Origin of the sequence: Kineosporia rhizophila (assembly GCF_021277265.1) — a bacterium.
Lineage (GTDB): Bacteria > Actinomycetota > Actinomycetes > Actinomycetales > Kineosporiaceae > Kineosporia > Kineosporia rhizophila.
In genome coordinates, this window is record NZ_JAJSOH010000001.1 from 38,612 (window position 1) to 58,251 (window position 19,640).

A 19,640-nucleotide genomic window follows, 5' to 3' on the forward strand; every position below is an offset into this window, starting at 1 on the left:
TCGGACATCGGCAGAGGTGAGGACGGGCTGAAGCGCAGGTCCATCAGAACGGGCGAACGCAGCACAGCCCATCGGTGCAGGTGCTCGAGGTGGACATCTGGTCCCATGTGTACACAACGCTCAAGGCCGGGATCGAAGCAATGACCCCCGCCCATAAAGCCTTGGTAGTATCCGATCGGATACATAGGAGGTGTCATGGCCAACCTGATCGCTCAGGCCCGCGCCGCCAGCTCCCTGAGCCAGGACGAACTTGCCGGCCTGTCCGGTACATCACGGCCGACCCTGTCCGCATACGAGAACGGCCGCAAGTCTCCGTCGCTGAGCACCGCGACCCGCATAGTGGAGGCTTCGGGATTCGAACTGCGACTGGCCCCCACAATCACCTTTCGCCAGGTGACCACGTCCCGAAACCGCGTACTCACGGTTCCGGACCGCCTATGGCGGCTGGCCGTCGAGCAGGCCCTTGCCGAGGTCACCCTGCCCTTGCATCTGAACTGGTCGGCGCCGGGCCAGGTGTTCAATCTGCGGGACCGAAATCGCCGGGCCCGGGTCTACGAAGTCGTCCTGCGCGAGGGGATGCCCAAGGATTTGCTGACATATGTCGACGGCGTGCTCCTCGTGGACCTCTGGGACGACCTGGTCCTGCCTCGGGAACTTCGTGAGGCATGGAACCCGGTGATCGAGCGACCCCTCGAGACAGATATTCATCTGGCCTCATGAGCAGACCCCACGGACTCACGCCAAGGTAGGAACAGGTGGCCGAGATCTTCTTCGCACTGCCGGAGAGTCGCGGCTTCCTCCTTGCGGGAGGCGCGGCCCTGGTGGCCGCGGGCCTGTCTGAACGCAGCACAGAAGACCTCGACTTCTTCACCGCGCCAGCAGCGGGGAACGTGCAGGCAGCCAAGGCAGCGCTGCTGCAACGCGCCGGCGACCTGGGTTGGGGCTGGGAAGAACTCCAGAACGCCGAAACGTTCTGCCGCATCGTCCTACTCACGCCAGGCCCGGAAAGAGTTCTGGTCGACTTGGCACTCGACTCAGCTCCGGGACGCCCGGCAGTCGTGAGCGTGCTCGGACCATCCTACGCACCGGAAGAACTGGCAGGCCGCAAGACCGTGGCGCTCTTCGACCGGGCCGAGTCACGCGACTTCTTCGACGTCTACACCCTGGCCAGCAGGTACGGCCGTGACCAATTGCTGACCTGGGCAGCAGATGTGGATCCGGGATTCGACCGTAGCGTCTTCATCGAGATGCTCGGCACGCTACGCCGCATCCGCGACGAGGATCTCCCGACCACCGAAGAGGAGGCGTCTGCTCTGCGCACCTTCTTCAGCCAGTGGTCAAAAGACCTGACCGATGACATCAAACAGCACGGCTCCGGAGCGACGGCAGGACCTCGCCCTCCTAGCTGACCAGAGCCGTGATGCTCTGGCCCGTCTCTGTGGGCCCCCGGGGGATCGAACCCCGAACCCGCGGATTAAAAGTCCGCTGCTCTGCCGGTTGAGCTAGAGGCCCGTGGGACGACGCCGACCCACCCCCCAACCTACGGGAGGAAGAACCGGTCGGCAGGCGACCGGGGCGCGATCCCTCCCACAGATTACCGTGCGGTAGTCCGAATGGTTGGGCTACTCGTCAGTCAGATGCCTCAGGAGGGCCGAACCGGCCCTGTCGGAGTGGTTGACGCGGGCACTTGCCCACGTTCGGCTGTCTTACGTTCACTCAGAGGTGTCACCTGTCGTACGAGTGCGCCGTGGATCACATCGGGGAGACGTCGAAGTCCTGGATCGGCTCGACCCGGCTGGTGCCGTCCTTGAGGGTGATCTTCACGTCGGGGTTCGGCGGGCCGTTCTCGAGCAGCCGGCCCAGCAGGGTCTTCGGCCGGCGTTCGGGCCACCAGGCGGCGAAGAAGCCGTCCTTCAGAGTGGCCTCGATGTACACGCCACCGGCATCGAAGCTGACAGCGGCGACATCGCTGCCCACTCGGCCGGTGGCCACGTACTGAACCCCGGCGAACAGGTCCACCGACATCACGCTGTTCGTGGCCAACCCGTCAGCGGATGAGGGCATCGGGGTGACGGGCCCCGAGATCGACTGACCGCTGCCCTCGAAGTTGGCTGGTAGCGGCCGCTCGTCCGTGGCCAGGCAGGTCACTTCCCGAAGGCCGTCGGCCGAGACCAGGTAGGCCATGCCGAAGTGCTCGCCACGGGATTCCACGATGCGCGCTTCGTACTCCTGGCCCGGCCAGGAGTTGCACTCGTTCTCCCAGTGGGCCCACTCTGCGGCCGTCATCGGTTCGGGCTTGGCCGTCCAGTCCGCGATCGCGGCATTGCTACCTCCGAAGACTGGGGCCGCCACCACGACAACGGCGGCGAGGACAGCCGCCAGGGAGTAGCGCGTGCGGCGTTTACGTTTCGAGGCTCTCGCCTGACGACCCGGGGGCGTGGACGTCACCTCCGCAAAGGTGGCCGCGGCCTGCGGCGACAGGGCCAGGTCCTCGGTCAGGTGCTGGGCCGGGTCATGACGGCGCAACTGCTGGTCCAGGTTCATCAGGCGTGTCCTTCTGCGCTGGTGGCAAGGCTGCGGGAGCCGGCCGCGGGAGCGTGCGACAGGTGCTGCTCAAGAGCGCGGCGGGCGCGGCTCAGCCTGATCCGGAAGGCCACCGGCGAGATACCGAGCACGCGGGCGGCCTGGGCGGCAGTGAGCCCTTCCCACACCGAGAGGCTCAGGACCTCCTGCTGCCCCGCATTCAGCCGCCGCCAGGAATTCGTGAGGTCGACCGAGGTGGCCACCAGGTCGTCATGACTGGTGGTTCGCTCAGGACCCGCTGTCACGATCCGCACCGACAGGGCCCGCCCGCGGCTGTCGGCCCGATGCTCGGCCATCAGCAGCCGCCGGGTGATGCCGAAGAGCCAGGCCCGGGCCTCGCCCAGGTCGTCGGGCAGGTCACCGAGGCGCTGCCACGCGATCGCGAAAGCCTCGGCGACCACGTCCTCTGCGCGTTCCGGCGGTTGCAGCCGTCTGACCACGAACCGGGTCAGATCGGCGTACGTCTCGAGGTAGACGTCCCGGAACCACTCGCTGTCGCTCACGCCCCTACATGTCACTCGGGTGCTCAACGTTTCAGGCCAGTTCGGTGCGCACGAAATCGTGCCCACGAGCGTCTTCAATCGGCCTCTGAACCAGACCGAATTGAGGACGTCGGTGCGCGCCGTTGCATTGCAGCGGCACGGTGCCAGGTGGCGGGCTTGGTAAACGCATCGAGACCTGAACCTGGAATCCGCGGATCAAGAGTCCGCTGCTCCGCCGGTTGATCCAGAGGCCCAGGGGACGACGTCGGTCCTGTCACCGCGGATCGGCACCCTCACCACTGGGAGATGAGCCTCTTCGGCCTTGCTCACTTCAAATCGCACCCAGGGCGAGGCACGACTGAACTCGCTCTCAAGGAAGAACAGGCATCTGGACAGGCGAATGCCACCACAGATCTGAGGAATCAGGTTTTGGGAAAGATCCAGGCGCTCAATGTCGATCCAGTATTGCGTACGCCGCCTACGCATCCACCGCACAAGCTCATCCGCCGCCCGCCGGTCGTGCCATGAGTAGCTGATGAAAATCACGGCATGGGCGCGATCTGCCCCAGAGACCAGTTGCCGTCGCCCGCGTTCCTCACCACAGCCGCTGCAGGAACGAACTGCAGCGCCTCCGCCGTACGCCAGGCTCTGTCCGGTCCTTGGCGCTCGGTGGACATCTGGACCAGGCATCCACCCGTGTTACGCACCATCTCCTCCAGTTTCAAGGAGGTTCCTTGCGCAGTGAATGCCACCCCGGAGCGGGCCGAGACCCTGGCCGCGACTGCCGTGATCACCGAGAGCACGGCGCGCCGGAAGAGAAGACAGACCCCCAGCAGGACCAACCACGGGAAGTATCCGTCAAAGGCCTTGAGGAACTCGATCACTGCCTGGGGCTCCTACCTGAACAACCGACGTGAGCTTGAGCGATGAACTGACACGTTAGTTGAAGACGGGACCGTCGGAGCCCTATATGTACCAAATATTCATCAGAGCCCAGAGGCCAGTGCGTCGCCCCTCACTGCCCTCAGTGAACCCGGTGTTCAGGCGAGATCACCCAGGGACTTGTCTTCAGAACGGGTAGTCCGCCATCAGGCTGCCGAAGTTCTTGTACTTGTCCGGGTCGGTCGACCGGGCTTTCGCCATGCCGAGGGCCGCATGCCCGAGGCCGCTGACCAGGGCGACTCCCGCAGCGAGGATGGCCAGGCCCTGCCAGAAGAACGGGCTTGCCTCGAGCGGGCCGGTGCGCACGAACTGCAGAGCTGCGAGGGCGGCGGCGAGGGCAATGAACTCCGCGAGGTGGATGGCGAACCTGCTCCACGAAGGCTGCTGCGTCATGCCCATGAGCCTATGAGCGCGACCGGCACCAAACAGCCGTCGCCGGGATGATCGTGGGCGATGCGACTTAAGTCGGACAGCAGCGGATTACGCGGCGGGGCACGGGCGGTCAGGCGTGTTCGCGGCGGACTCCTGCGCAAGGATGCCTCTATGCAAGCCGTCCCTGCCACCGCGGCCGACCGTCCGGCCTGGCTGCGGCTCGCGGCCGAGGTCGAGTACCTCTTCGGCCCGTTGGTCGGGGATCCGGGATTCGAGGCTGCGCTGTCCCGCAACATCGATCGGGGTTCAGCGTTGTGCGTGCGAACGTCGGAGGGGCTGGCCGGCGGGCTGCTGCTGTCCGCCCACCATCCGCTGTACCGGATCGGCTGGCTGGCCGTGAGTCAGCAGCACCGCAAGCAGGGTGTGGGCGCGTTGCTGGTCAGGACCGCAATAGGCACCCTGACCCGGGCGCCGGGGGCGGTCGAGGTGACGACCTTCGGGCCGGAACATCAAGGTAAGGACGCTAGCGGCTTCTATGAGCGTCTGGGTTTCCAGGCGACGGGCTGGGTTTCGGACGACGGTATGCGCGAGTCGTACGGATTGCGGCTGACGTGAAGCAGCCGGCACTGCGGTGACCTATCGAAGTGCTCCCTGCGGGAGAAACGTCCGGGGCACCTAGAGATCAGGCGCCCCGGACGTCCTCTGTTGGTTGATCTGTCGTTATGGCGTGCGAAGGTTTTCCGGCCCGGAACTGCTCCGGATCGCCGGGCCGACCGCCATGGTGGCGATCAGCGCACCCAGCACTGCGGCCAGGGCCGCAGAGCCCAAAGCGACGGGAAGCGTGGCGACGATCCAGACAATGTTCTGCCCCTCGTTCCTCAGCAGCAGTACGTATGCCGCCCAGCCCAACACCGCACCGATCATCGTGGGCGGGACTGCGGCGAGCATCAGCTGACGGCGGACAATTTTCGAGACCATGTTCGGTGAGGCCGCCAGGGCAACGAAGACCGCTGTTGCTCGGGCATTTTCCAGTACCTGTTCAGTCGCTCCCACAACGAGGGACGAGGTGGCTACCACGGCTGCCAGAAGAGCGGCAATTGCTGCGCCACCGCTTCCGTACAGGTAGAAGCCGTAGTCCTCGCGGTTCACCTGGGTGATGACATTCGCCACCAGAACCGGCAGGACACCGAACGTGACACCGACCGCCAGCATCACGCCCACACCCCGCCCCGGTGTGCGCACGTCGGCCAGCAGGCGCCGCGCGGCCAATGAGGTGAGGAGCCCTTGCCTTCGCGAGGAAATATGCGCAGTCAGCAGGATGAGCCAAGGTCCGCCGGTGACCGAAAGCGTCATGACAGCGGCAAAGACGATCATCAGCATGTAGTCCTGGTATCCCAGCGGCCCGATGAAGCACGCCACGATGACAATCAGAGAGACGACCGGCACGAGGGCGTCGAAGCGGGTGAGGGGGCGTGGCCGCCGACGAGTCAGACCCAGCGGCGAGACAGTGGCCGGGCGTGCTGTCAGCTGGGCGATCAGCCCACCGGCCGAGCCCAGCACGAGTACAAGACCGAGCCAGCCCAATATTAGGGGCATTCCTGGCTGAGGAAGCAGTTTCGCATTGTTGGGCATCACGGGACCGAGCAGCAGCCAGAGCAGGATGTACCCCGGTCCGGCAGCCAGCGCCCCTACGACGGCGGCCCGTGTCCCCTCCATCAGGGCCAGCCGCCGTAGGTCGCCTCTGGTGGCCCCGGCCAGACTCAGTGCAGCGAGTCTGCGTTCGCGGGCCGCCGTGCCGGTGCGCAACGCCTGCAGCGCAAGGAGGATGAACGGGACGACCAGCAGCAGAGCGCCGAACGTGGTGCCGGCTCGTAAGTCGGGCTGGGTCACGTAGTCTGCAAGGCCCGGCTGATAGGGAGTTTCCGAGGGGGCCTGAGGGACGCAATTGGTGGGGGCACACGACATCGCCGCGTTGGGGTTGCCGTCGATGCTGAGCAGAGCCAGTGCGGCGAGCAGAAACACTCCGCTGCCGGCAACGCCCGCAGACATCCGGAAGGCACGCCGGCGGTCGGCTGCAGCCTTCGGACGCGACAACTGCCAGAAGACCTGGTGCGGACGGGGCGCTGTGCCGACACTCATGCGAGCACCGCCTCGGAGACGATTCTGCCGTCGAGAAGGTGGATCTCGCGATCGGCCCGGGCCGCGATCGAGTTGTCGTGGGTGACCATGACCAGGGCGGCGCCGCCGCTCCGGGCCTCTCCCAGCATCAGGTCGAGCAGCTCCCGGCCCCCGGCCGAGTCCAGGCTTCCGGTCGGTTCGTCGGCCAGGATCAGCTGCGGGCCGGTGATCAGCGCCCGGGCAACGGCGACGCGCTGCGCCTGCCCGCCGGACATCTCGGGCGGCGCCACGTCGCCGAGCGCTTCGGCACCGCACCGCTCCAGCCAGCTCGCGGCCATTTTGCGCGCTTCCCGAGGGTCGTGCCCCTCCAGCAGCAACGGTAGCGCCACATTGTCCAGACCGCTGAGTTCCGGTACCAGCTGGCCGAACTGCAGCACCAGGGAGAGCCGACTGCGGCGCAGCCGGGCCCGGTCGTCATCGGTGGTCTCGGCCAGCGAGCGGCCCATCAGGTACGCCGTGCCCGCCTGAGGCCGGATCAGCCCCGCCGCAACATGCAGCAGGGTCGATTTGCCGCACCCGCTCGGGCCGGTGACGGCCACGAACTCACCCGCCTGCACGCTGAGGCTGATGCCCTGCACAGCCACCGTACGGTGGTAGGCGTGCTGGATGTTCTCCAGCACGAGAACCGGTTGCTCGGACATGTTCATGCTCCTTCGCCGGACTGCGCATCGTTCACGAAATTGCCTGAGCCGTCGGCCGGATCGGTGATGACCGGTCCGAGCAGAGCATCGACCGGCGGCGCGGGAAAACGCCGGATGCGTTCGCCCGTGACCTCGAGCCATCGCAGATCGGCATCCAGGTGCTGACGCCGGTGATCGCTGGTGACCGCCCGGCCGAGGCTTTCGACCTCACCTCCGGTCCCAGGCTCCAGGGCTCGCATGGCCCGCAGGTGCACCGCTCGCTGCCGGGCGACCAGACCGGCCGGATCGGTGTGGAGACGATAGGCCGCCAGCGTCTTCCGGATCAGCTCGTCGGCCGGTGCACCACCCGGCACGTCCGGGTCGACCGGTTCGCTCAGCCATTCCTGAGCACGCGTGCGGCCGACCGACGTGAGCTCGTAGACGGTGCGTTCCGGCCCCTCGGCCGTCTCGGTCTGGGCGACCTGGATGAGATCGTCCCGCTGGAGCCGGGACAAAGTTGAGTAGACCTGCCCGAAGGCCATCGGCCGCAGACCTGAGAACCAGTCGTCATAGGCTCGTTTCAGGTCGTAGCCGTGCCGCGGGCCAAGAATAAGGAGCGCGAGGAGCGCATCACCGGTGGCCATGGAACGACTATACACTCGATACATACACCGCGTGAATACTGCCGCGTTCGTCCCGGTGATCCGATTCTGTCGGTGGCTTCCGCTACAACTTCTTCCACCCGGAGGGGCCGGGCCGCGGAAGGCAGGGGTTGTGAAGAAGCTCGTAACCGATCCGGCGCGGGTCAGCGTGGCGCCTCAGGTGCCACCGGTACATCCGCGCAAGCTGGCCAAGGTGCCGTTCCTCGAACTGTCCGACGGGCGTCTGCAGGGTGTCGTGTCCAGCGGGTCCGACATCGAGCGGGTCTACGTCTCATCGATCTCGGCCGGTGAGCACGGGCTCGACTGCTCCACCAACAACAACCGGCCGTGCGGCGGTCTGGGCAGCAGTCCCTGCAAGCACATCCAAGCGCTGCTGGCCGAGGCGGAGAAGCAGTTCGGCACCGAACGCGTGGCCCGCTACCTCAGCATCGAGGTGGCTCAGGGTCAGGAGCTGGCGGCCGGCCTGCGCCCCGCTCGAGTGAAAGGCCAGGCCGCCGAGGTGTTCAGCAGCTTCCTGCGGCACCTGGCCTACCTGGAGGTGCCGGTCACCACCGAGCCGCTGCCCGAGCTGCAGTGGTTCCCGGCCGGGCAGGCGCAGCCGTGATCCTCGCCGAAGCCCTGAGCAGCCCGCCGGCCGGCCTGGCCGAGGCACTGGCCCTGGTCGACGGGTTCGACGAGGCGCTCGTGCACGGTCTCGGCCGTCCCGACGAGAGCCATCTGCAGTCGCTCGCCGATCTGGCCGCGGTGTTCGCCGACTCACCGCTGGCCACGCCGGTGGCCGAGGCCGTGGCCAAGATCGAGGCCGGCTCGATCACCGACGAGCACCTGGTGGCCCTGGCCGGGGCGCGGGCGGCGCTCCTGGGTGCGGCCCACGATGCTCTGCTGGCCGGGCTCGACCAGGCGCTGAGCCGCCCTCGGGCAGACCTGCCCGAAACCGCGCCCAGCTCCGCGGTGCCGGCCGGGATCCGTTCCTGGCTGCGCGAACTGGCCATCACCGGCTGGCGCGGCGTGGACCACGAGGTCGCGGCCGCCGGCGCCCGTCTGGTGCCCGGCCTGCTCGAAGATCCGCGCCACCGTCGCCCGGCCGTGCTGATCGACGGGCTGGCCGCCGAGCTGAGGGCCGCGGCGCCGGTGGCCACGCAGCCGCAGGTCCCGGCCCGGCGCTGGGCCGATCTGTGGGGCCGGGCGCTACTGATGTCCCAGTCGCAGGCATCGGCCCGGGAGGTCACCGGCCGTTTCCTGATCCTGGGAGCCGACCTACGGGAACACCCCACCGCGTTCCAGGTCCAGGTGCACGGGCTGCTCGAAGAGGGAGAAGAGGTCCGGCTGGTGCGCACCTCGGTCACTGCGGCCAAGGTCGACACCATCACCGGCGCTTCGGCCTGGCGCCTGCTCGAGGGCTTCCCGGTGCTGCTCGACGCCCTGGCCAAGCATCGCTCGGTCGAACTCGCGGGCGTCCCGCTGACCGCCTTCGGAGACCTGATCTGGGACGAGTCGCGCGCCTCGGCCGGTGAGGTCACCGATCCGTTCGCAACGGCCCGGGTCCGGTTGGCCGGGGCCCTGGCCGCGCCGGTCGCCCCGCTCGAACGCCACCCGGCAGCCATTCTGGAACCGGTTCTGCTGGAGGGCTACACCGTCTCCGACGGTGAGATCGATCTGGGCGGTCTTTCCCTGCCGATCGATCCACTCCTTGCGGCCGGTCCCCTCACCGCGGCCATGGTCGGGGCATCCACCACCTGCATAGCTCTGCTCCGGCACGATGCCGGGCGGTGGTCGGTGCGGCCTCTCGCGGTGCAGGCAACGGTGCGCAAGAAGGCGGTCGAGGCGCACACCGGCGACTGGGCGCTCGGCCCCACCGAGCCGAAGGCGGCCAAGGCCGAGGCGGTGGCCGGAGCAGCGGTCGAGGTCCTGCGGGAGCGGGCGGGAAGGTTGCTGCGCAAATGAGCGAACAAGCGTCCGTTCCGGCGAACGCCCTCTCCGACAGCGCGGCCGAGAACCGTCGTCAGGTGCTCTACTGGCGGCTCCTGGCCCGGCTCTTCGATCCGGACGAGCAGCCTGCGCTCGAGAGCGCGAGCGTGGCCGTGGTCGAAGACCTCGACCTTCCCTCTGTGCTGCTCGACCCGGGCACCTCGGTGGACAACCTGGTCCAGCGCTTTCCCCACCTGCAGGCCGAGTTCGACGGCCTGATGGCTGAGGGCACCGTGGCCGAGGGCGAGAAGGCCGACGAGGTCCGGCGGGCCGCCCTGGTCTCGAAGCTCCTGCTCAACGTGTTCGCCACCGGTCAGGGCAACGTCACCGCCGGTCAGCTCGCCCGCTGGCAGGCCGACGCCGGCTGGTTCGAACGGGCCTGCGGTTTCGGCCCGGGCGAGATGCGGAGCCAGGGGCAGGGCAGCGGTCTGGGGCCGATGCTGGCCGGTATCGAGGGCGATCTGGTCAACCGCATGCAGCTGCGCGAGGTGCTGGCCGACAACCACCTGGCCGGCCGGCTCACCCCCAGCATGTCGCTGATCGAGCAGCTGCTGAGAGACAAGAGCAATCTCGACGGGGTGGCCCTGGCCAACGCCAAGGCGCTGATCCGCCGGTTCGTCGAAGAGGTCACCGAGGTGCTGAAGACCCAGGTGGCGCAGGCGAGCGCCGGCACGGTCGACCGCACGGTGCCGCCCAAGCGGGTCTACCGCAACCTCGATCTCGACCGCACGATCTGGAAGAACCTGCCGAACTGGAGCCCGGAAGACGAAAAGCTCTACGTCGATCGGCTGTTCTACCGGCAGACCGCCAAGCGCGTCACCCCGGCCCGGCTGATCGTGGTGGTCGACCAGTCCGGTTCCATGGTCGACTCGATGGTCAACTGCACCATCCTGGCCTCGATCTTCGCCGGGTTGCCCAAGGTGGACGTGCACCTGATCGCCTACGACACCCGGGCGATCGACCTCACCCCCTGGGTGCACGACCCGTTCGAGGTGCTGCTGCGCACCAGTCTCGGGGGCGGCAACGACGGGCCGGTGGCCATGGCCATGGCCCGCCCGAAGATCGCCGACCCGCGCAACACGGTGATGGTCTGGATCTCGGACTTCTACGAGTTCGACCGTTCGCAGCCGCTGTTCGAGGGGATCGAGGCGGTGCACCGGTCCGGGGTGCGCTTCATCCCGGTCGGCTCGGTCAACAGCTCAGGTTCACAGAGCGTCAACCCCTGGTTCCGTCAGCGCCTGAAGGACCTGGGCACACCGGTGATCTCCGGTCGCATCGGCAAGCTCGTCACCGAGCTCAAGAACTTCATCGCCTGAAACCGCTGAGGAGAAAATCTTTCATGAGTGACCTGCTGCGCGCCCCGGCCGAGGCCAAGTACGCCGAGGAGCTGGACTGGCTGGAGTCCGTCGACACCGGCACCAGGCCGTTCTCCTGGCGGCTCAGCCCGAAGATGGTGCGCACCTTCGTCCTCGGTTCCGAGCGGGCCGACGGGCTGGAGCGCGAGATCTCCCAGAAGTGGTTCGGCGACCGCAGCATCGTCGAGCGGGCCATCGTCACCCTGGCCTCCGACCGCGGTCTGCTGCTGATCGGCGACCCGGGCACCGGCAAGAGCTGGCTGGCCGAACTGCTGGCGGCGGCGATCAGCCGCAACTCCACCCTGGTGGTGCAGGGCACCGCGGGCACCACCGAGGACCACATCAAGTACTCGTGGAACGTCTCGATGGTGATCGCCAAGGGGCAGTCGCGCGAGTCGATGATCCCCTCGCCGATCATGACCGCGATGGAGGGCGGGGTGATCGGCCGCTTCGAGGAGCTCACCCGTTCCACCAGCGACGTGCAGGACGCCCTGATCTCCATCCTGTCCGAGAAGTACGTCTCGATCCCGGAACTGGACGACGACAACATCGTCTTCGCCAAGCCCGGGTTCTCGGTGATCGCCACCGCCAACAGCCGCGACCGGGGGGTTAACGACCTCTCCTCGGCGCTGAAGCGGCGGTTCAACTTCGTCCGGATCCCGGTGGTGACCAACAAAAAGAGCGAGACCGAGATCGTCCGGTTCCGCACCGAAGAACTGCTGCGCCGCCACGCGATCGACCTCGAGGTGCCGCCCACCCTGTTCGACGTCCTGCTGCAGAGCTTCGCCGACCTGCGGGCGGCCGCGGCGGCGGCCAAGAGCGACGACGAGAAGCTGGAGTCCGCGCTCTCCACCGCCGAGCAGATCGGTGTGCTGGAAGACGCGGTGCTGCACAGCACGTTCTTCGGCGAGAAGCAGCTCACCGCGCAGACCCTGGCCGGGTCGCTGGTGGGCTCGCTGGCCCGCCGCAGCCCCGAGGACCTGGCCATCCTGAACACCTATCTGCACGGTGTGGTCGAGCCGCGCAGCAAGGCCGAGGGTGACGAGGGCGGACAGTGGCAGGGCTTCCTCGAGGGTGGTCGCCAGGCGATCAGCGCACTGTCATGAGCAGTGTCCGGAGCCAGGTGCCTGGTCACACCTTCGAGGCCCTGCGGGGGCAACTGCTCGACGCCGCGGCCACCTTCGCAGAGGGTCCGGCCGCCCTGCCGGAGATCCTCCAGGGCCTGGTCGACGACGTCGATCACTCCCTGGCCGAGCCGCTGGAGATCTTCCCGGTCTGCCACCACTCGCCCGCCTCGGCGCTGGCGATGGGCCGGCGGCTGCGTCAGAAGCAGCCGAAGGTGATCTACCTCGAGCTCTGCGAAGACCTACAGCCGTTGCTGACCGAGCTGCGCAACTGCCGGCTGCCGGTGGCCCTGCAGGCGTTCGCCTCCGACCTGCAGGGCTTTCCGGCCGCCTGGGGTCCGCTCAACGTGATCGCGCCGATCACCGAGGCCTCGGCGGAGTACCAGGCGATCGCCTATGCCCTCGAGACGCCCGGCGTGGAACTGGTTCTCGTCGACCGGTCGGCCGACCACGTGTTCCAGTGGCTCCCTCAGGAATCGGCCGACCAGCCCGACCAGCCCGACCAGGCGGAAGAGAACCTGCACGGCGATGCGGTCGGCGTCGAGATCGGCGACCTGCGGCCCCGGTTCGCCGAGCTCGAGCAGTACCTGCTGCACCACGGCAAGGTGCGGCACTGGTCGGAGTGGTGGGACCAGTACGTCGAGCAGCCACTGGCCGACGCCGACCACGACACCTACCGCCAGGTGATGACGCTGATCGGCAGCCTCTTCCGGCGGCTCACCCCGGAAGACAGCGAGCGGCTGGCCTCCGACGAGGAGCGCGAGCGGTACATGTGGACGAGGATCCGCGCCCACCTCGCCTCCTCGGGCCTGGACCGGTCCGAGGCCCTGTACGTGTGTGGGGCCTTTCACGCCGTCAGCCGGGTCGAGGAGGCCGGGTCGACCCCGGGCACACCCGATCTGCAGATCAGCCCGCGCAGCGGCACCGAGTGGCTGTACGGCCTGATCCCGTCGAGCCACTCGTCGATCGAGGCGCAGTTCGGGCTCGCCCCCGGATCGGTCTCGATCGCCTCGGCCACCTGGGAGAAGTCGCTCAGGCGTTCGGGTCTTGCCCCGTTCCGCCTGGAGGGGCAGAAGGGCACGCGCCGGCGCTCCACCAAGGCGCTGCCCGCACCCGCCCCGGCCACTCCGGTCACCGACAAGCTCAGCGAGTACCTGGCCACCGCTCCCCCCGGAGGCGGCCTGGACGAAGACGAACTGCGTGGCTGGTGCGTCGACATCGTCCGGCTCGCCCGTCGCAACGGCTACCTGGCCAGCACGGCCGATGCCATCGCGGTCTACCAGACGTCGGTGCTCCTGGCCGGGATGCGAGGACGGCTGCGGCCCACCCCCTACGACTTCCAGGACGCGGCGATCACCTGCATCGAGAAGGACGTGGTGCCGGGCCGGCGCGACGTCCGGCACCTGTGCGAGATCCTGCTCGGCGGCGACAAGGTGGGTCAGGTCGGCTACGACGCGCTGCCGCCGCTGGCGAAAGACGTCCACGACCGGCTCGCCCCGCTCGGCATCGACCTACAGTCCCGCACGATCCGGCGGGCCCTGATCGACCTGGTCGCCCAGCCCGAGCTGGCCGGCTGCTCCCGCCTGCTCTGGCGCCTGCAGTACCTGCTGCCCGGCCGGGCCGTCCGCACCGTGATGGGCTCACGGCGACTGGGGGAGAAGTCTCGCCAAGAGAGCTGGGACCTCGACCTGGGCCGCCAGCAACGCACCCTGATCGAGCTCGGCTACGAGGGCGTCACCGTCGAGCAGGTTCTGGAGCAGCGTCTACGGCGCTCGGTGCACGATCCAAAAGCCACCGCAGCCGACGCCCTGGGCGCCGTGGAAGACTCGCTGCGCCTCCTAGAAAGCCCGCGCCTCACAGACGAGCTGGGCCTACGCGCGGTCGAGCTGCTGGCCGCCGAGCGCACGGTCGACGATGCCCCACTCGTCCTCAACCGCATCCGCCGGCTGATCGCCTACTTCGAGAGCCCCGCCCATCCCGGCGGCCGGCTACCCACCTGGTGCCAGCAGTTCGTCACCGCCGGCTACGCCCACTACTGCACCCTGCTGCCCACCTCGTTCGCCGACGAGGAGACCGGCGTGCGGCAGGTGGCAGCCATGCTGGGCTTCCTGTTCAGCATGGAGGGCCTGGCCCTGAGCCTCGGCTGCGAGCGCACTCAGCTGGAGCTCGCGGTGCAGCAGTCCGCACCCCAGACCCCGGCCAAGACTGCACTGTTCTGGGCCGCACGCCACCAACTGGGCCACCTGAGCATCGGCGACCTGCGCGAGAAGTGCGACGAGCTCCTGGCCAACCCCCTCGTCGTCCCCAGTTTCCCGCAGTACGTGAGCGGTTTCGTACACGCCATGGAACCCGTCCCCCGCCTGTCCCCCTTCGTCGTCGAGACCCTCTCGAAGGCCTTCGCCCGCCTGCCCGACCCGGTGCTCCTCCCCTGGCTGCCCAACCTGATCACCACCCTGAAACAGGAAGCTGCCGAACTCGTCCCGATCCTCACCCGCGAGGCAGGACGCACGTTCCCGGGCCAACTACCCACCCTGGACTCCTGGACTGCCCCGTGGAACCGAACACAGGCACCAGTCCGCACAGGCCCCCAGGCACCGGCCGCCCAGAATCACCACCCGCTGGCCAGAAAGCTTTTGGACGCCCACCCCACCACAGCACTTGGAGTCGCCGGCCTGTTGGGGCAAGAAGGCGCCTGGACAGAGTTCGCCGTCGGTAAAACGGGAGCTTCGGGCAGCATTTCGGCTGATGCCCCGGCGGGAAAGCTTTTCCGGGAGTTCCCAGCGTCCATGAGAGCGGTGGCCGACCTGCTCAGGGGATGAGTGGAGTAGGAGGATCCGGCCGGCCGCCGGGCTCAGGGCCCCGACCTTGGCACCGCTCTCGGTCTGCGGCTCGGGCTTGGGCTCCGGCCTTGGCTCGGGTCTCGGCTCCGAGCTCCGGGCTCCGGGCTCCGAGCTCCGGGCTCCGGGCTCCGGGCTCCGGGCTCCGGGGTCCGGAGCAGGGCACGTGCAGCCGGCGTCCTCCGCACCCGGCCGATTACGACCCGAACGGGAACCGTCCTTGCTCGGCGAGGCACCACCCCTTGGTCTTCGCATTTCGCTAGAAAGACCCCGGAGGGGCAACCACACAGCCAAGGAGGGGCGGGCAAGTGGCAGACAGGAACGAGCACAGCGAACGCGGAACGGCTCAGTCGAAATCAGTAGCTGTAAGCGCGAACAAGCTCGGAGAAGAAAGACCAAGCACGCCGACGCTCGGCTCACCGCAGTTGCAACAGCCCACCAACTCTCCCCAGCCCACCCACTTCCTGCAGACCCCCGGACTGCCGCAGTCCACACACTCCTCGCAGCCCGCCGAGCTGCCGCAGTCCACACACTCCTCGCAACACACCAAGCTGCCGCAGCCCATCCACTCCCCGCAGCCCGCCGACCTGCCGCAGCCCACCCACTCCCCGCAGCACAGCGAGTTCCGTCAGAGCAATGAGTTTCCGCAGGGCGACTGGGCGGACCTCCCTGAGGTTGCCTTCCTCGAACTGGCCGACGGGAGGCTGCAGGGCGTGATCCCGAGTGAGACAACACCGTCACGGGTCTACGCCTCCTCCATCACCGCCGGGGACCACGGACTGAGCTGCCGGTCGAACGACGATCTGGCCTGCGGCGGGCTGGGCGAGCGCACCTCCTGTCGGCACATCGAGGCACTCTTGGCGCAGGCGGTGAAGGAGTTCGGTGCTCACCGGGTGGCCAGCTACCTCGGCATTGAGCCCGCGGCGGGGCAGGATCTGGGCAATGGGCTGCATCCGACGCCGGCCCCCAGTCATGCATCAGAGGTGTTCAGCAGCTTTCTGCAGCACATGGAATACCTGAAAGTGCCGGTGAGACAGGCGCCTCCCTCGTAGCGGCCGGTCGCCGCGGAGCAGCCGGGCTCATAAGAGGGTGCACAGGCGCCGTCAACTCGTAGATTGGGGGCCATGCACAGGAGCCGATTCTCCACGCTGCTCATCGACGTCCCCCGCGACGAGGTACCCGCCGCCGCGACCTTCTGGTCTTCGGCGCTCGGCGTCCCCGCCACCCCCGTGCCTGGCGAAGAGCAGTTCACCAGTCTCAAGGGGGCATTTCCGGGGCTGGTGACGGCAATTCAGGCGGTGGACGACGCCCCGCGCTTCCACATCGACATCGAGACGGACGACCTTGACGCAGAGACGGACCGGCTGCTGGGGCTGGGGGCGGTGGAGGTGGGACGGTGGCTGGACTGCCGCACGCTGCGGGCACCGGGTGGCCATCTGCTGTGCGTGATTCCGGTGCACAGCGATCCAGAAGAGTTCCGGCAGTCGGCCACCGTCTGGCAATAGGCACCGGGCCCAGGGGCCGAGCCCACTACCGGGTGGCTTGCCAACAGGTCAGCCAGCCGGGGTCAGAGGACGGCCAGCGAGAGGGCCAGTGGCTCAGACAGCAGGGTCGGCGATGGGTCGGCGGCGGGTCGGCCCGAGGACGGCCAGCGGCTCAGACAGCAGTTCGGCCATCTGCTGTGTGATCCGGTGTACAGCGATCCAGAAGAGTTCCGGCAGTCGGCCACCGTCTGGCAATAGGCAGCGGGGCATCGGGCCGAGCCCGCCGCCGGTGCAGCCAGCCCAAGTCGAGGGACGGCTGGCGAGTCAGCCAGTGGGACGGCCAACGGCTCAGCCATCGGTTGGCCAGCAGTTCAACCAGCAGCCAGCCGGGAAACGACAGCCGCTCGGCCAGCGCGACGGCTAGCGGCTCAGTTGGCGAGACGGCCAGCCGCTCGGCCAGCAGGACGGCTAGCGGCTCAGTTGGCGAGACGGCCAGCCGCTCGGCCAGCAGGACGGCTAGCGGCTCAGTTGGCGAGACGGCCAGCGGTTCAGGGGGTCCAGACGCCCGCTGCCTCTCCCCCGCCCGGCGCCCACACCACCGCGCCCTTTCCCACAGGCTCGAACTCCAGCCGCGCGCTCGGCCCACCCACGTCTCCAATAGCCCAGGCGCCCCGCCAGGCTAGGGAGGGCCAACTGCCCTCGACCATTGCGTGCTGGGTGCCGTCGGCCGCGGCCCAGAGGAAGTCGTCGCCTCTGAGCTCGTAGTGGCCGGTGGCCGTGAGCACGACCCGGGCCTGAGCGGTCTCGCCGGCCCGGCCTACGTCGGACACGGTGACCTGGGCCAGCGGGCTGCGGCCCTGGTAGACGGCCACCGTGTCTTCTTGCTGCAGGTACCAGACCCGGTCGGTCTTCACCTCGGTGGGCGAGGTGCCCGCCCCGACGCTCCACACCGCCGCGGGCTGGCCCACCCCCGGCAGGATCCAGGCCAGCTCACCGTCGGACACCTCGCTGTAGGTAAGCCGCAGTTCCTTGGCCCCCTCCACCGTGACCTGAGGCCCGGCGTCGGTGGGTGCCACGTCTTCGCCCTCTCCGGCCCAGAAGAACCCTGCGGGGCTGAGGGTGAACGGGCCGTTTGAATCGACCGTCACCTCGACCGTGCCGGAGCCCTCTCGGCCCACGGTGACCGCCTCCAGCCTGACCCGGGCGAGCGGATCGCCGTCGCGGTAGACCATCACCGAATCGCCGTGCTGCTCGTAGACCAGCTCGGCGGGGTCCGGGGCGGTGACCAGCTCCGGCTCTTCGTCGGTCCAGCCCGTCCAGCCCGTCCAGATCGAGCCGGTGACCAGCCCGGCCAGCACCAGCCCGGCGCCGGCCGCGGCAGCGGTGCCGGCGTTGCGCCGCCGAACCCGGCGCTCGCCGCCGCGCACGGCGGCGTCGAGGTCGAACTCGGGCATCGCGGGCCCGGCCTCGTCCAGCTGTCGGAGGCGCTCCGGGAGGCGCTCGTCCGGCTCACTCATCGGGCGCCACCTCCAGCCTCTTCCAGGGACAACCCCTCATCGGCGAAATCGTCGCCCAGGATGAGCCGCAGCCGGGCCACCCCGTCGGAACACTGCCGCTTCACCGTACCCGGCGTGGTGCCCATGATCCGGGCGACCTCGGCGACCGGCCGGTCCTCCACGTAGCGCAGCACCACCGCGGCTCGCTGGCGGGTGGTGAGCCCGGCGAGCGCCCGGGTCAGGTCCATCCCCAGGTCGGCACCCGGCGTGGAGTCGTAGCCACGCTCGGGCAGCAGCGCGACGCAGTGCTCACGCCGCCACGAGCGGCGCCCCTCGTTGAGCACGTGCCGCAGCAGAACGGCCCGCAAATAGGCTCCGGGATGGTCGATCTCGTGCACCCGGGGCCAGGCCACGTACATCCTCTCCAGCGTGCCCTGCACGTAGTCGTCGGCCCGGTGCACATCGCCGCAGACGTGCAGCGCGAAGCGCCGCAGCCGGGGCAGCTCTCTGAGCGCCATCAGCTGGAAGCGGTCTTTCAGGTCCTGCCTCATCGTCCCCCACACCTCGACGGCGGCCCCCACCCCCCGGTCCGGGCCGCCGGGCAGACAGCATTCCGTCTGCCCGGCGACCCGCGAAACGCGGCAGGTCAGCCGATGCCCCAGGCCCCCGCCACCAGGTGGGCGCGCGGCGACCAGACCAGCCCGCCGGCGGCCACGTCGTCGTACTTCACCGTGATGCTGCGGGTGGTCTTCGGCTCCAGCGAGACCTTCTTGCCGGCCACCGGCTTGTGCCGGTCACCGTCCCGGTCGCTCCAGACGAAGGCCGAGGGCCGCAGCGAGAACTTCTGCACCGCCTCGACATCGAGCCGCACGCTGCCCTTGCCCTTGGCGTGCACCGCGGACTGGGCGGTGACCCGGGCCACCACCTTGCCCGCCTTGTACACCGACACCACCGAGTCACGCTGGACGTAGCTCGGCGACAGCAACTGCGCCGCCCCCTTCGCCGTGCTCCCCTCGACCTGCCAGACCCCGACCGTGTTCTCCCGCCGCGGGGCCCAGACCACGTTGCCGTCGCGCACCCCGTCGAACCGGATGCTCACCGTGCCGGTGCTGCCGCCGGGCACCCGGACCTTGCGCACCGGGTTGAACGCCTCGTGGTCGCCCTTGGCGTCGGCCCAGAGGAACTGACCGGCCCGGAAGGCGAAGGTCTTGTGCGCCTTCACCTTCAGCACCAGCTTGGCCCGGCCGCCGGGGTGGGCCGCCGACTGGGCCTCGACCTCGGCCAGCACCTGACCCCCGCGGTACACCGTGACCACCTGGCCCCGCTGCACGTAGGCCAACTGCTCAGAAGTTTGAGGCAGACCCGCCGCCTCATAGGGCGCAGCAGCAGCCACTGCCGAAGCCCCCGGCGCCACCAGCACCGCCCCACCGGCCAGTGCCGCGCACATGGCCAGAGCCGACGCTCCCACCGTGGTGACCTTCTTCATCGGTTCATCTCCCCTCGACCCGACAGCGAATCCGCTGTCGCCCGAAAGAAC

21 protein-coding genes and 1 tRNA gene are annotated in these 19,640 nt (G+C 68.6%); 10 read left to right on the plus strand and 12 right to left on the minus strand.

Annotation, left to right across the window (positions count from 1 at the left end; genetic code table 11):
* Positions 1 to 195: 195 nt before the first annotated feature.
* Positions 196 to 720, plus strand: coding sequence for a helix-turn-helix transcriptional regulator (locus LWF15_RS00130; RefSeq protein ID WP_232808227.1), 525 nt, complete (start codon positions 196 to 198; stop codon positions 718 to 720).
* 35 nt (positions 721 to 755) lie between these two features.
* The gene (locus LWF15_RS00135; RefSeq protein ID WP_232808228.1) at positions 756 to 1,409 is read left to right on the plus strand and encodes a nucleotidyl transferase AbiEii/AbiGii toxin family protein; all 654 of its coding nucleotides are present in this window, start codon (positions 756 to 758) and stop codon (positions 1,407 to 1,409) included.
* Between the two features lie 30 nt (positions 1,410 to 1,439).
* On the opposite strand, the gene LWF15_RS00140 is transcribed toward LWF15_RS00135, so the two are convergent.
* From LWF15_RS00140 to LWF15_RS00165, 6 genes are all read right to left on the minus strand, one after another.
* Positions 1,440 to 1,512 (minus strand) — tRNA-Lys (locus LWF15_RS00140).
* Between the two features lie 240 nt (positions 1,513 to 1,752).
* Positions 1,753 to 2,544: a hypothetical protein gene (locus LWF15_RS00145; RefSeq protein WP_232808229.1), complete on the minus strand. Its 792-nt coding sequence runs from the start codon at positions 2,542 to 2,544 to the stop codon at positions 1,753 to 1,755.
* Positions 2,544 to 3,086, minus strand: coding sequence for an RNA polymerase sigma factor (locus LWF15_RS00150; RefSeq protein WP_232808230.1), 543 nt, complete (start codon positions 3,084 to 3,086; stop codon positions 2,544 to 2,546). The genes LWF15_RS00145 and LWF15_RS00150 overlap by 1 nt, the downstream gene beginning before the upstream one ends.
* A 195-nt stretch (positions 3,087 to 3,281) precedes the next feature.
* Positions 3,282 to 3,551, minus strand: coding sequence for a hypothetical protein (locus LWF15_RS38030; RefSeq protein ID WP_352396456.1), 270 nt, complete (start codon positions 3,549 to 3,551; stop codon positions 3,282 to 3,284).
* A gap of 56 nt (positions 3,552 to 3,607) precedes the next feature.
* A complete protein-coding gene (locus LWF15_RS00160; protein WP_232808232.1) occupies positions 3,608 to 3,949 on the minus strand; it encodes a hypothetical protein in 342 nt (113 codons plus the stop codon).
* 184 nt (positions 3,950 to 4,133) lie between these two features.
* Positions 4,134 to 4,400, minus strand: a complete 267-nt coding sequence (locus tag LWF15_RS00165) for a hypothetical protein (protein WP_232808233.1) — start codon at positions 4,398 to 4,400, stop codon at positions 4,134 to 4,136.
* A gap of 150 nt (positions 4,401 to 4,550) precedes the next feature.
* Here LWF15_RS00165 and LWF15_RS00170 point away from each other — a divergent pair, with 150 nt between their 5' ends.
* Positions 4,551 to 4,994 (plus strand): GNAT family N-acetyltransferase, encoded by a 444-nt coding sequence (locus tag LWF15_RS00170; RefSeq protein WP_232808234.1) that lies wholly within the window; start codon positions 4,551 to 4,553, stop codon positions 4,992 to 4,994.
* Positions 4,995 to 5,099: 105 nt separating this feature from the next.
* Here the strand turns inward: LWF15_RS00170 and LWF15_RS00175 are convergent, their stop codons facing one another.
* From LWF15_RS00175 to LWF15_RS00185, 3 genes are read right to left on the minus strand one after another with little or no spacing between them, the layout of a single operon-like run.
* The gene (locus LWF15_RS00175; RefSeq protein ID WP_232808235.1) at positions 5,100 to 6,518 is read right to left on the minus strand and encodes an FtsX-like permease family protein; all 1,419 of its coding nucleotides are present in this window, start codon (positions 6,516 to 6,518) and stop codon (positions 5,100 to 5,102) included.
* Complete coding sequence (locus LWF15_RS00180; protein WP_232808236.1) at positions 6,515 to 7,198, minus strand: ABC transporter ATP-binding protein; 684 nt, start codon at positions 7,196 to 7,198, stop codon at positions 6,515 to 6,517. The genes LWF15_RS00175 and LWF15_RS00180 overlap by 4 nt, the downstream gene beginning before the upstream one ends.
* A gap of 2 nt (positions 7,199 to 7,200) precedes the next feature.
* Entirely contained in the window at positions 7,201 to 7,821 is a 621-nt protein-coding gene (locus LWF15_RS00185; protein WP_232808237.1) for a PadR family transcriptional regulator, read from the minus strand.
* Between the two features lie 130 nt (positions 7,822 to 7,951).
* On the opposite strand from LWF15_RS00185, the gene LWF15_RS00190 reads away from it, so the two are divergent.
* The 7 genes from LWF15_RS00190 (at position 7,952) to LWF15_RS00220 (ending at position 16,628) form a co-directional block, all read left to right on the plus strand.
* A complete protein-coding gene (locus LWF15_RS00190; RefSeq protein ID WP_232808238.1) occupies positions 7,952 to 8,443 on the plus strand; it encodes a hypothetical protein in 492 nt (163 codons plus the stop codon).
* Positions 8,443 to 9,783 carry a hypothetical protein gene (locus tag LWF15_RS00195; protein WP_408622460.1) on the plus strand — a complete coding sequence of 447 codons (1,341 nt, stop codon included), beginning with the start codon at positions 8,443 to 8,445 and terminating at the stop codon, positions 9,781 to 9,783. The genes LWF15_RS00190 and LWF15_RS00195 overlap by 1 nt, the downstream gene beginning before the upstream one ends.
* Positions 9,780 to 11,123 (plus strand): VWA domain-containing protein, encoded by a 1,344-nt coding sequence (locus tag LWF15_RS00200; protein ID WP_232808240.1) that lies wholly within the window; start codon positions 9,780 to 9,782, stop codon positions 11,121 to 11,123. The genes LWF15_RS00195 and LWF15_RS00200 overlap by 4 nt, the downstream gene beginning before the upstream one ends.
* 23 nt (positions 11,124 to 11,146) lie before the next feature.
* Complete coding sequence (locus LWF15_RS00205) at positions 11,147 to 12,268, plus strand: ATP-binding protein (RefSeq protein WP_232808241.1); 1,122 nt, start codon at positions 11,147 to 11,149, stop codon at positions 12,266 to 12,268.
* On the plus strand, positions 12,265 to 15,105 hold the full coding sequence (locus LWF15_RS00210; RefSeq protein ID WP_232808242.1) for a DUF5682 family protein: 2,841 nt from the start codon (positions 12,265 to 12,267) through the stop codon (positions 15,103 to 15,105). Before LWF15_RS00205 ends, LWF15_RS00210 begins: the two co-directional genes overlap by 4 nt.
* Before the next feature lie 326 nt (positions 15,106 to 15,431).
* A complete protein-coding gene (locus tag LWF15_RS00215) occupies positions 15,432 to 16,175 on the plus strand; it encodes a hypothetical protein (RefSeq protein ID WP_232808243.1) in 744 nt (247 codons plus the stop codon).
* Positions 16,176 to 16,247: 72 nt separating this feature from the next.
* On the plus strand, positions 16,248 to 16,628 hold the full coding sequence (locus tag LWF15_RS00220) for a VOC family protein (protein ID WP_232808244.1): 381 nt from the start codon (positions 16,248 to 16,250) through the stop codon (positions 16,626 to 16,628).
* A gap of 527 nt (positions 16,629 to 17,155) precedes the next feature.
* On the opposite strand, the gene LWF15_RS00225 is transcribed toward LWF15_RS00220, so the two are convergent.
* The 3 genes from LWF15_RS00225 to LWF15_RS00235 all read right to left on the minus strand — a co-directional run bounded on the left by LWF15_RS00225 (position 17,156) and on the right by LWF15_RS00235 (position 19,589).
* The gene (locus tag LWF15_RS00225; RefSeq protein ID WP_232808245.1) at positions 17,156 to 18,124 is read right to left on the minus strand and encodes a hypothetical protein; all 969 of its coding nucleotides are present in this window, start codon (positions 18,122 to 18,124) and stop codon (positions 17,156 to 17,158) included.
* Positions 18,121 to 18,654 carry a SigE family RNA polymerase sigma factor gene (locus LWF15_RS00230; protein WP_232808246.1) on the minus strand — a complete coding sequence of 178 codons (534 nt, stop codon included), beginning with the start codon at positions 18,652 to 18,654 and terminating at the stop codon, positions 18,121 to 18,123. Before LWF15_RS00230 ends, LWF15_RS00225 begins: the two co-directional genes overlap by 4 nt.
* A gap of 95 nt (positions 18,655 to 18,749) precedes the next feature.
* A complete protein-coding gene (locus LWF15_RS00235) occupies positions 18,750 to 19,589 on the minus strand; it encodes a hypothetical protein (protein WP_232808247.1) in 840 nt (279 codons plus the stop codon).
* Positions 19,590 to 19,640: the final 51 nt, after the last annotated feature.

Coding starts and splice junctions, on each gene's coding strand:
- LWF15_RS00130 (WP_232808227.1), top strand. CDS start 196: ATGGCCAACCTGATCGCTCAGGCCCGCGCCGCCAGCTCCCTGAGCCAG.
- LWF15_RS00145 (WP_232808229.1), bottom strand. CDS start 2,544: ATGAACCTGGACCAGCAGTTGCGCCGTCATGACCCGGCCCAGCACCTG.
- LWF15_RS38030 (WP_352396456.1), bottom strand. CDS start 3,551: ATGCGTAGGCGGCGTACGCAATACTGGATCGACATTGAGCGCCTGGAT.
- LWF15_RS00165 (WP_232808233.1), bottom strand. CDS start 4,400: ATGACGCAGCAGCCTTCGTGGAGCAGGTTCGCCATCCACCTCGCGGAG.
- LWF15_RS00170 (WP_232808234.1), top strand. CDS start 4,551: ATGCAAGCCGTCCCTGCCACCGCGGCCGACCGTCCGGCCTGGCTGCGG.
- LWF15_RS00175 (WP_232808235.1), bottom strand. CDS start 6,518: ATGAGTGTCGGCACAGCGCCCCGTCCGCACCAGGTCTTCTGGCAGTTG.
- LWF15_RS00180 (WP_232808236.1), bottom strand. CDS start 7,198: ATGTCCGAGCAACCGGTTCTCGTGCTGGAGAACATCCAGCACGCCTAC.
- LWF15_RS00185 (WP_232808237.1), bottom strand. CDS start 7,821: ATGGCCACCGGTGATGCGCTCCTCGCGCTCCTTATTCTTGGCCCGCGG.
- LWF15_RS00200 (WP_232808240.1), top strand. CDS start 9,780: ATGAGCGAACAAGCGTCCGTTCCGGCGAACGCCCTCTCCGACAGCGCG.
- LWF15_RS00205 (WP_232808241.1), top strand. CDS start 11,147: ATGAGTGACCTGCTGCGCGCCCCGGCCGAGGCCAAGTACGCCGAGGAG.
- LWF15_RS00210 (WP_232808242.1), top strand. CDS start 12,265: ATGAGCAGTGTCCGGAGCCAGGTGCCTGGTCACACCTTCGAGGCCCTG.
- LWF15_RS00220 (WP_232808244.1), top strand. CDS start 16,248: ATGCACAGGAGCCGATTCTCCACGCTGCTCATCGACGTCCCCCGCGAC.
- LWF15_RS00225 (WP_232808245.1), bottom strand. CDS start 18,124: ATGAGTGAGCCGGACGAGCGCCTCCCGGAGCGCCTCCGACAGCTGGAC.
- LWF15_RS00230 (WP_232808246.1), bottom strand. CDS start 18,654: ATGAGGCAGGACCTGAAAGACCGCTTCCAGCTGATGGCGCTCAGAGAG.
- LWF15_RS00235 (WP_232808247.1), bottom strand. CDS start 19,589: ATGAAGAAGGTCACCACGGTGGGAGCGTCGGCTCTGGCCATGTGCGCG.